General features: G+C 68.0%; 6 protein-coding genes and 1 pseudogene. 5 read left to right on the plus strand and 2 right to left on the minus strand.

The window, feature by feature from the left end; genetic code table 11:
* Positions 1-1298: WD40 repeat domain-containing protein (locus tag U9979_RS00075; RefSeq protein ID WP_322777733.1), on the plus strand; the 1298-nt coding region annotated here is incomplete at its 5' end.
* A 200-nt stretch (positions 1299-1498) separates the two neighbouring features.
* Positions 1499-3625 (plus strand): serine/threonine-protein kinase, encoded by a 2127-nt coding sequence (locus U9979_RS00080; protein WP_322777734.1) that lies wholly within the window; start codon positions 1499-1501, stop codon positions 3623-3625.
* Positions 3626-3674: 49 nt separating this feature from the next.
* On the opposite strand, the gene U9979_RS00085 is transcribed toward U9979_RS00080, so the two are convergent.
* The gene (locus tag U9979_RS00085) at positions 3675-6923 is read right to left on the minus strand and encodes a bacterial transcriptional activator domain-containing protein (protein ID WP_322777735.1); all 3249 of its coding nucleotides are present in this window, start codon (positions 6921-6923) and stop codon (positions 3675-3677) included.
* Between the two features lie 596 nt (positions 6924-7519).
* Here U9979_RS00085 and U9979_RS00090 point away from each other — a divergent pair.
* The 3 genes from U9979_RS00090 to U9979_RS00100 all read left to right on the plus strand — a co-directional run bounded on the left by U9979_RS00090 (position 7520) and on the right by U9979_RS00100 (position 8881).
* Complete coding sequence (locus U9979_RS00090; protein ID WP_322749096.1) at positions 7520-7822, plus strand: WXG100 family type VII secretion target; 303 nt, start codon at positions 7520-7522, stop codon at positions 7820-7822.
* Between the two features lie 76 nt (positions 7823-7898).
* The gene (locus U9979_RS00095) at positions 7899-8222 is read left to right on the plus strand and encodes a hypothetical protein (protein ID WP_322754550.1); all 324 of its coding nucleotides are present in this window, start codon (positions 7899-7901) and stop codon (positions 8220-8222) included.
* A gap of 71 nt (positions 8223-8293) precedes the next feature.
* Positions 8294-8881 (plus strand): hypothetical protein, encoded by a 588-nt coding sequence (locus tag U9979_RS00100; protein WP_322777736.1) that lies wholly within the window; start codon positions 8294-8296, stop codon positions 8879-8881.
* 78 nt (positions 8882-8959) lie between these two features.
* Here U9979_RS00100 and U9979_RS00105 read toward each other — a convergent pair.
* Positions 8960-9353 (minus strand): annotated as a pseudogene (locus U9979_RS00105) (amino acid permease); the annotation flags it as partial.

The following is a 9353-nucleotide window of genomic DNA, read 5'->3' on the forward strand; positions in this document are numbered from 1 at the left end:
GTTTGTGGGATCTCAGTGACCCGGGCCAACAGCGCTTGGTGGATCCGCCTCTCGCCGGCGACACCGATGTCGTGACCGCGGTGGCGTTCTCCCGGGACGGTCGGACTTTTGCCAGCGGCAGCAATGACAGCACTGTGCTCCTGTGGGATCTCACCAGCCCGAGCCAACCACCCCACCCCGTCGGCCTATCTCCTAGCAGCCTGACCAGCACGTCTCCTGGCGACCTGACCAGCGCGGTGACGTCGGTGGCGTTCTCCCGGGACGGTCGGACTCTTGCCAGCGGCAGCAATGACAGCACTGTGCTCCTGTGGGATCCCACCAGCCCGAGCCAACCATCCCGGCCCGTCGGCCCACCTGCCACTGGCGGCACCAGTGCGGTGACGGCTGTGGCGTTTTCGCCTGACGGCCATACGTTCGCCACCGGAAGTAACGACGACAACAATTCCGTCCGCCTGTGGGATCTCACCAGGCCGAGCCAACCATCCCGGCCCGTCGGCTCGCCGTTTACTGATCCCATCACTGGCCGTATCGGTGCGGTGACGTCGGTAGCGTTTTCGCCCGATGGCCATACCCTCGCCGCCGGTACCAACGACAACGGTGTCCGCCTGTGGGATCTCACCACGCCGGCAGGTGTTCAGTCCATCGGCATTTCTCTCACCGGCCATACCGGCACGGTGACGTCGGTGGCGTTTTCGCCCGACGGCCATACGCTCGCCAGCGGAAGTTACGACAGTACCGTCCGTTTGTGGGATGTCAGCAGCCCGGGTCAGCCCCGCCCCGTCGGTTCGCCTCTCACCGGCCATACCGGCACGGTGACGTCGGTGGCGTTTTCGCCCGACGGCCGTACCCTCGCCAGCGGAAGCTACGACGGCACCGTGCGCCTGTGGGATGTCAGCAGCCCGGACCGGCCTCGCCCCATCGGTCCGCCTCTCACCGGTCACACCGACATCGTGACGTCGGTGGCGTTCTCGTCCGACGGCCACATCCTTGCCAGTGGCAGCAATGACAAGACCGTTCGCCTGTGGGATCTCACGACCCCGACCGGTCCCCAGCCCCTCGGGATCCCGCTCAGGGGCCACGCCGGCACCGTGACGTCGGTGGCGTTCTCACCGGACGGCCACACCCTCGCCACCGGGAGCTATGATCGCACCATTCAAATCTGGGATGTCTCCGTCTTCGACACGCTGCGCACGAACGCGCTGCCGTGGGCATGCGCGTTTGCTGGAACCTCACTGGACCAGGAGACCTGGACTTTGTACACGCATGATCTGCCCTATGCGGACACCTGCACCAGCTGAAGATCCGCATGGAAGGCAACCGCACATTTCGGTTAAAATGGACAACTTTGCCACAGGCGCCTAGAATCACGGGGTCCGGATCATACGGCGAGCCGATGGGTACCGACCAGGTTTCCGACGGCTTTATGACCGGGATGCGGGTGGGGCCTGTGCGGTCGGGTAATCTCCGCACGTGATCGGGGTCGGCGAGAGGGGATCGGGTGCTCGCGCCGCTTGCTGCTGACGATCCGCGTTCGGTCGGGCCGTACCGCCTGCACGGCCGTCTCGGTGAAGGCGGCATGGGCGTCGTCTACCAGGGCTTCGCCCCGGACGACACGCCGGTGGCAATCAAGTTCCCGCACCGTAACGTCGCCGCGGATCCTGAGTTCCGCGCGCGTTTTCGGCAGGAGGTCACGGCCGCCCGGCGGGTTCGTGGCACCTTCGTGGCCGAAGTGCTCGACGCGGATGTCGACGCCCCTCGTCCGTGGATGGCGACCGCATACGTGGACGGGGTGAGCCTGGCCGACGCCGTGCGCCGACGTGGCCGCCTGGACGGCAACGCGCTGATGAGCCTCGCCGTCGGGCTGGCCGAGGCCCTGGTCGTCATCCATGACGCCGGTGTGGTGCACCGCGACCTCAAACCCGGGAACATCATCATGGCATGGGACGGGCCGAAGGTCATCGACTTCGGTATCGCCCGGTTGTCCGACGCCACAGTGAACACGAAAACCGGCTTCAGCATCGGAACCATCGCGTGGATGGCACCCGAGCAGCTTTCCGGCGAGCGTGCCGGACCCGCCGCCGACATTTTCGCCTGGGCGACCTGCGTCGCGTACGCCGCGACCGGCCGGCATCCCTTTGCCGCCGAGACCCCGACCGCTTCGATGGCCAGGGTCCTCGGCGGTCCTCCCGATCTTGCTGGCATGCCGGTAGCGGTCGCTTCGGTGATCTCCAGGGCGCTGGCCAAGGCACCCGCCGAGCGCCCCACCGCGGCCGATGTGGTGACGGGTCTCACCGGCCACCACATCCACGGCATAACCGAATCCGAGCAGATCGCCACCCGTCTCGTCCGTGGTGGCGATGCCCCGCCGCCGGCAAACCCGTACGGGCCGCCGCAGCCCTCCGCCACCCGCAGGGAAGCTCCGTGGTTGGGCTGGCAGACCCCACCGCCACCAGGGGCGGGGGGCTACGCCGGACCCCCGAATACCGGATTTCCGTCCGCACCGTCCCCATCGGACTGGCAGCGGCCCGCCCAGGAGGAGCTGCGGACACCGCAGCCGCCTTTGCCAACCGCATCCCGGGCTGCGCCGCCGGCCGCGCCCGACGTGCGCGGCATGCTCGACCCCCCGGGCCCACCTCAACAGGGCTGGTTCGGCCGCTCCGTGCCGATGGCGACGCCGGTTCTGGGCGTCCTGCTGGTGGCAGCTGTCCTGACGCTGATTCCCTCCGCGCTGCGGACGCCCGGACTCTACCGGAACCGTGATGTATGGGATGTTTTCGGCGAATTCGGGATAGCGTTCCTGGCCTTGCCGGTGGCGCTCATCGCTTTGGTGGCCGCAAACCGGTGGGGTAGTGGGCGTGACTTCGCGAGCGGCTGCGTCGTCGGCCTGTCCGTGATGTCGCTGGCGGAACTCGGTTGGACCCGCGAGATCATTCATGAGCCACGCCGTGCAGGCTGGTGGATGATCATGATAGGGGCTGCGGTTTCCATGACCGTCGTTCTCGCCTGGCGAGGCTGGACGGCTGGCTGGAGCTCCGGACGCTGGACGGCCTTTGTCGCGTTGGCGGTCGGGCTGGGCGTCGTCCTGTTCATCCCAGCCAATCCCCTCTGGAAGGCCTACGTCCTTTCCGACCAGCGGAGTCTGATCGGAACGCTCGTCATCGGAGGGATGCTGCTTCTTGCCAGTCTGCTGGCGCCGTCCGGAGGCGCGACATTTCTCATCGCGGCGGTGGCGGCCGGTGTCTGCGCACTCGAGATGTTCCAGCCGAGACTCATGATCTATGTGGTGGACAGCTTCGCCGTGGTGATCGGGCTGGTGGCACTCGGCCTGCTCTGTGATCGCCGGTCGGACCGTTTCTTCCTGTTCGCAGCGAGGGCCACCGTTGCGGTGGCGCTGCTGCGGCTCAAGGCGCCGTCTTTCATGATCCCAATTTCGCCGCGTCTTCTCGCGCCCCTTGGCGGAACCAACCTGAACCTGCCCGATGTTCATCTCGCCGCGTTCGCGGCGATCGCGGTACTTGCGCTGTTCGGCGCCCGTGCCCGCGGCCCGATGCTGCCGATGCCGGGGCCGTGGCAACCGCCGCCTTCCGCGCTCCCGCCGTACCGGGTCAACGGGCCGTACGGCTGATCCTCTACGGCCCGCGGACCCCGGGGTCCGGCTATCGGTGGCGCCCCGGTTATCGGCGGCGCAATCCCGACAGCAGTTCCCGTACCAGCGCCTCTGTCTCGGCCTGAGCCTTCAGACCGCTTCGCGGTGGCGCGATCACCCGGTACGTCTCGCCGATCACGGCTTCCAGCGCCTTGCGGTCGCGCCGGGCGGCAACCGTACGCAACAGGTCTCGCCACAGGACCTCGGCCGTCGGTACGGCGCGCAGGCCGGTCCGGCATGCCGCAACGGCGGTCACGGTATCGCCATAGCCGAGCGTGAGTTGGGCAAGCCGGTGGGCAACATCCACAACTGTGGTCGCTATGGACGTTCTGATCGGGCTCGAGGCCAGCCAGTCGTAGCGGTGATCGGGTAGGTTCGTCCACAGCGGCCCGGTGACCAGTCGTAACGCGGTGATGAGGTCCTCTTCGGCATCGGTGTTGGCATCCGGCCACCCGGACCGGTGGGTGTAGGCGATGAACAGGTCCCAGTCACACCGGACATCGTCCGCGAGCCGCCAGCATCCGTCGTCGCTGATGGTGATGCGCGGACCGCCGCCGCTGGCTGGCCCGAGCCAGGCGCGGGCGTCGTCGAGTGCCGCCGCCACCACCTCGCCGGACGCTCCGTGTGGCCAGATCGCCGTCTTGAGGTCGCTGGTGGGTATCCCGTTGCGATGCAGGGCGAGATAGACCACCAATTCGGTCAACAGGTCCCTGCGATCGGGCGCCAACGGACCGGGAGCGTCGATGGTGATGGTCCCCAGAACGCGGATCTCGGCGTCGTTCGGCCGGTACAGGTCCACTGTCACCAGCGGTGGCGTTTCTGCCGCGCGGGGCTGGGCTTCTTCGCGTGGGGGTTCTTTGCGTGGGGGTTCTTCGCGCGGGAGTGGCTCGCGCTGGGTTTCTTCGTGTGGAGATTCCTCGCCGGGGGGAGGTACCGGCGGTGGGCGCCGGGCCGCAGCCTCCCTCGGGGAGAGGCCCGGTACGGCGGTAGCCGCCAGTGCTGTGGCCAGAGGCGCTGTGGCCAGCGGCGCCGCAGGCGGCAGCACCATCGGGGGAGCTTCAGCGCGTGCGGCGGGCGCTGCCCGGACCGGAAAGGAACGCGGCGGCGGGAGCGCTGGCAGCCCTCCGGTCGGGATCGTCTGGGACCCCGCGGACCCCGCGGGCCGGACACCGAGCGGATGTGATGGGCTCGGCGTTACCGGCCGCTCACCGGGGGGCAGCGGGGGCATCGGGGGCCTGGGCCGTGGGGCCGTGAGTGGCGCGCGTGGCGGTGGCGGAGGTGGGGGAGGTAGCGGTGGGATGGGCGGTACCGCTGGATGTCTGCGACCGTCGGGCGCTCGACGAGACACGGCCGGCAGCTCGGGGACCGGCGGGCTCACTCGCGGCGGAATGTCTGGAACCCACGGGACGGGCGCCGGTACTCCTCCCTGAGCAGGAGCAGGAGCAGGAGCCAGCGCGACGGCTGCTGAATCCCGGACCGTAAACCTGACCATCTCGGTGCCCGGCCGACCTGCACCCAGCGCGTTCGTCGCAGAGATCCACGCCTGGGTCTGGCCCGAGGCGTCCGTCTGGCCCGGACCCGCTGGCAGCGCGGGTGGCGTGGGGCTTCGGGTTGTCCAGGTCGCTGGATCGGCGTCGGTCCCTCGGAACATCTCAACGATGGCCGAGTACTCGTCCGCCGGCAGCGTCAGAGCGTTGACGTCGAACCCGAGAACGCCGAGGGACAGCCTGCCATCGGTGCTGACCGTGAAGCGCCAGCGAGCAGCACTTGTGTCGCCCACCGCGATCACGCCGACACCCCGGGTGCGTCCTGTGGCGAGGACCGACAGCCGCGCGACCTCGTCGTCGGATGGAGGCGCAGCGAGCACCAGCAGGTCCGGCGCCCACAGTGCCTGGGTCCGCGCAGCCTGCCGGCCTCGCAGCGCAGCGCCGAAGGTGGTGTTCGGATCGTTCTCATCGCCGGCCGTGGTGGCGCGTCGTGACTCACGATCAGTTAGTTCGTTCAGAACCTCGCCGAGGCTGGTACCGGTCCGCAACCGGTTCGGGGCGATCGGCGTGGGGTCGCCGGGAAAACCGATCATGTGGACGCGCAGCTCATCCGACCACAGGTTCGTGGCAAGTTCCACCGCGATGGACACGGCTACCTTGCGGGCCACGGCCACATCCCCGCCCAGGCTGATGATTCCCGGGGCACCCTCGACGTCTACGAGAATCTGGGAGCCATGGTCATCTGTGCCGACCGTGGCGAGGCCCGGGTACGGGGCGGGTGTGCTCGCCGGAATCCCGGCACCGACACCGGTGGGCAGGCCGTCGGGTGTGTCGGTGATCCGGTCAATGAGCCAGTGACCCGGCGCCTGGCCAACCCGCCATGGTGCCGGCGGCTCGTCGGCTTCGGCTGGCGCGATGTGAAGCAGCAGTGTGGAGTCGGTGAGAGTGGCCGCGTAGACCGACGGCAGGGTGCGGCCGGCCGTGGTCAGCTCCGCGGAAAGTACCCGTAACGCCTGGTCGACAAACCGGGCCGCCCCGACATCTGCGGCAAGGCGGAGGGCGGTCTCGATGTTCTCGATCGGATCATCCGTGCTGGCCCTTGTTCGCCGCCCGGCCAGGGCTACCACCACTCCCGCCGCCAGCAGTGCGGACCCGGCGACGCCCCGCAAGGGCGTGACGGCACTCGCGGCAGCGACGATCGCGCCATCGACGTTCGTGGCCGCCGTCATGACGCCGTCCCCGACCGGCCGGTCACCGGCCGTGCCACGAGCCTCAGGTCGAACAGCCTCAGGCCGAACAGCCGAAGCCGTGATGGCGGGATGCAGCCCGGGCGCGTCCGCGCCGGGTGTGAGCAGGATGGCGGTGCCGGAGAACAACAGGGTGGCGGCGACGAGACGGTGTGCCAGCGTCTGCGAACCGCCGCCGAGTGGGATCCGTGGCGGGCGGTCGCAGCCTCGCCGTCCGGACCGCCACTCGGCGATGACGCAGATGACGAAGTGCGCCCACGCTAGCCACACCACGCCCGACAGGATCACCATCAGGGTCGCCTGGTCGATCCTGTTCGCAGGAGCCCAGGCAGGAGCCCACACCCCGGGAATCGGTAAACCGACCAGCAGCACCAGCATGGCTGGCACACCAATTATGATCACGGTGAGGAGAGTGACCGCCCGCACGGCGCGCAGCCGTTCCCGCCGCGGGACGAGCGGGTGAGCAGCCCGCGTCGCCGGCCGTGCATGCCGGCGGCCGGATGGTCCGGCATGGTCGCGGCGGGACGGCGTCACGCTGCCCATCGTCTTCCCCCCGGGTTCGGGCCGACCAGGGTTTCGTCCGCGCTGTGGATAAACGTCGTCACTGTTGACACGTTCGTCATCGCTGGACGTCGTTTTCAGGCGCGCCGTACCTGGGTCGGCGGGTACGGCTCGGTGCGGGCGACGGGCGCAGCAGCCTCGCCGAGGAGCCGGATAGTTGCCGAACGACATGTTGATCTATCGTCGGAGCGGACACCAGGCCTCCTTCTGGCCGCGCTGGCAGATGCGACAAAACAGTAGATTCATACAAAAACGTTCGTAACCGTATCAACGGGACGCGCTCTGTGAGATGCTTGCCGCAGCGAACCTGTTACGGAGTGGATCCGCTGGCGCAGGATGTAGCACGATATGTGGCTATCTGATGGAGTGCGGTACCACGACACTGTGGCACGCAAAGTGCTTGTTACGCCACTCTTGGCAGAAATGAAGCACCGGTGGTGACTCGATGACCACCGGACGAGATCCGCTGCGGGACGGAACGACCCTGCACCAGACGATCCGCCGCGCTGTGACAGCGCACGCCGAAGCCTGTCCACTCCGCCAACGCCAGCCCACCTACCTGAAAGAGGCCGGAGACGATGCCCAATCTCAACGTCACCTACACCGAGATGGACGACGCCAGTACCAGACTCCGCAACGGCAAGACCGACATCGAGACGCATCTGAACGCCTTGAAGAAGACGGTCGACGCGCTGGTCGCGGGCGGCTATGTCACCGACCAGTCGAGCGTGCAGTTCCAGGACTCCTACGACAGATTCAACACCGGTGTCACCAACACGCTGGGCGGCCTGGACGGTATGGCCGGGTACCTCACGAAGGCCGCGGAGGCATTCCGTACCGCCGACACCCAGCTCGCGAACTCGCTTCGGGGGCAGGGTTAGCAGGCCGGGCTCCACCACGGCCGCCGATTACGAGGCTTCGCGTGTACAGGCCTACACATAACGGAGGTGGGTTTCGATGACTGCTGACCGCCTGTCGGTCGATCTTCCGGGTCTGGACTCCCTCGCGCGCAATCTGGAATCGATCCGATCGACGATGAACGCGACCCGTTCGACGCTCGACCACTATCGGGGCCAGCTGGGCTCGGCCGAAATCGAGAACGCACTCAGCGATTTCGAGCACGACTGGAGCGACGGGCGCAAGAAGATCGATGACAACGCGAACAAGCTGGCGACGATGGCGTCGGAATCCGCGCGGGCACTGCGCCAGGTCGACACCGACCTGGCTACCAACCTGAACCGGGCGTCACAACCCACGGATGAGGGGGTGGCGGGGATCTGAGTAACCACACCGCAGCCAGCTGGCCGGCAACCGCCGGGTTCTCGATCACCATTCCGGACACCTGGTTCGAGGTGGACCTGAACCCGGTGACCCGCCGGGCATCCATCGACGCGTTGGTCCGCGAGCGCACGCGCGGTGTCCCCGAACTCGCCGGGCACTGCGCGGCGATCTCCCGCATACTGCGCCATGCGGCCAGCGATGCCGCTGCTGGTGGCGCACTGTTCTGCGGGGTCATGGCCGAGGCGGTTGAAGGCACGGGCCTGTCCGCCGGAGTGACCGTCTCGGTGCTTGCCGCGCCCGGCGGCGACCGCACGGATGGCGACCGGATCGCTGGCGTCACCTCGGGCGCGATTATGGCCACGCTGACGGAGAAGGTCGCCCGATCACCGGATGACACCTGGACCACGGTGGCACTCGTCGATCTTCCGCAGGCCGGGCAGGCCGCCCGTGCCTACGGTGTCGAGGACCTCACATTGCCTGATCGGGCCGGTTGGATCAGGACGACGACAATGCAGACCTTTGTCCCCATCCCACAGTCGGGCCAGGTCGCCCTGGTCGCCTGCTCCAGCCCGAACATGGTGCTTGTGGACGCGTTGCACGACCTGTTCGATGCGGTGACCTCAACCTTCCGATTCGTCAACCTTTCGATTCGTCCGTGACGGCGGCCAGCTCGCGGAATCCTGCTGACAGCACAGTTGGTCAGTTGGTCGGCTGTTCAGGTGGCGGGGTCGTCCGGGTTATGGCCGGCGCGCGGCCCGTACGGCGATGCCGGCGGTGAGAACGCCGAGCCCGGTGAGGATGCTGGCGGCCGGCAGGGTCAACGCGAGGACGACACAGCCAGCGCCGCCGACCAGCGCGAGCGGGCGTAGCCAGCGCCGTTGTGGGCCGTCCAGGGTGAAGGCGCTGGCGTTGGCGACCGCGTAATAGACGAGGATCGCGAAGCTCGAGAATCCGATTGCTCCCCGGACATCGGACACGGTGACGATGACGATGACCGCGCCACCGAGCAGCAATTCAGCCCGGTGCGGAACGCCGTGGGTTGGATGCACCGCGGCGAGCCAGCCGGGCAGATCCCGTTCGCGCGCCATTGCCAGGGTGGTGCGTCCGACCCCGGCAAGGAGCGACAACAGC

The sequence above is a fragment of the Protofrankia sp. Cas4 genome (assembly GCF_963555915.1).
GTDB lineage: Bacteria > Actinomycetota > Actinomycetes > Frankiales > Frankiaceae > Protofrankia.